Origin of the sequence: Campylobacter sp. RM12647 (assembly GCF_020138135.1) — a bacterium.
GTDB lineage: Bacteria > Campylobacterota > Campylobacteria > Campylobacterales > Campylobacteraceae > Campylobacter_E.
Genome location: NZ_JACGAS010000050.1, coordinates 1 through 1600 on the forward strand (window position 1 = coordinate 1; position 1600 = coordinate 1600).

The window sequence follows — 1600 nt, forward strand, 5'->3', positions numbered from 1 at the left end:
AATAATCTCATTACGTTTTGTTGAACAGCGTTAGCTTGGCTCATTGCATAAACACCTGATTGAGCTAGGATTTGGTGTTTACTAAATGTAGCACTCTCAGATGCAAAGTCAACATCTCTAATATTACTTTCAGCTGATTTAACATTTACTTGAGTAACTGAAATATTATTAACAGTTGAAACAAGTTGGTTTTGAACAGAACCAAGGTCTGAACGAATTGCTTCAAGAGCTTTTTGAGCATTCTCAGCAATGTTCATCATAGCTTGAGCACCTTTTAATGTCATAACACCTGCAGGATAACCATTAGTATTATCTCCACCTAAACCTGCTTGCCATTCTTCAGTATTAAAGCCCATAGCATCTGCTGTTTTTGTATCAATCTTAGCATTTGTTTCTCTTAGTGAAACCGTAGCTTCGCTAACATTTTTATCAAATCCAATAGCACTTGTCATATCAGCAGCACCTGCGTGAGCTACTACTTGAATGTCTTTACCACTTGTAGAGCTTAAGCTTAATCTACCTAGATTTACTGAATTTTCTTCAGTTAACCCTGAAGTATGTTTCATACCAAATGAATCTCTTAAGTCAGTAGCTGCTTTTAGGTAACCTTCTAATTTAGCTACATCTTCAGCTGCAGCTATAACTGCTTTTGCTTCTGTTCCTGCAGTGTTGCCTATTTCTTTATCTGCTTTCACTGCTGTATCATAGGCTTTTATTTTATCTGCTAATTTACTTTTTAAATCATTGATAATATTATCAACCGATTTTCCGGTATATGTGTCTGCTGCTATAGTACCAGTTGTTGTACCACTACCTAAAGTATCTGCTCCAGCTAAATTTGCTTGAGCTGTAATAGTTCCTGTTGCACCATCTACTGTTAATGCCCCTAAAAAGTCTTTAGCGGCATTTTCTTTTACAACATCCATTACACCTGCTTCTTTTAATTGTTTAGTTAATCCAAGACCGGTATTATGGTTATTAACATCTTGAAATAACGGATCCCCTGCTTTAGCAGCAGCTAACTTATCAGGGGTACCATTTGCAACTTTATAAGCTGCTCCACCTACCGTTGTATTAATTGTGGCAGTTGAAGCAGGGTTTTTCGCTTCTGCTGCTGTTTTTGTATAAGTAGTCGGACCATCTTCTACCTTAATACCTCTACCATCTCTATTAGCTAAAACTAATCTACCATTACTATCAACTGAAGCTTCTACTCCTGTTTGATCTTTAACTGAGTTAATAGCAGCTCTAAGTGCACCGTTTCCATCTTTTTCTTTAACTTCAATCTTACCAATTTTTACACCGTTAATTGTAAAATCTTCAGTAGTTGAACCTTCTTTAATAGGTTGCGCGAACACACTTTGAGCTGTAACACTAGCCTTAATTCCTGTTTTATCTGTAACTTTATTTACAGCTTCAGCTAAAGCACCCAATCCCATACCTGCTTTAATATCAAAAGTAGTTTTACCACCAGCTGTATTAACATTAGCAGCTATTTGCACCGGCTCTAACGTAACATCATTAATACCATCAACATTCTTAAATGTAAGACTAATTTTACCATCATTATTTCCTAAATTAGCCAAATCCCCAGCCCTAA

General features: G+C 36.3%; 1 protein-coding gene. It reads right to left on the reverse strand.

The features are described from left to right. Nucleotides 1-1600 (reverse strand): flagellin (locus AVBRAN12647_RS09530; RefSeq protein WP_336615108.1); only part of this gene is annotated, 1600 nt, incomplete at both ends.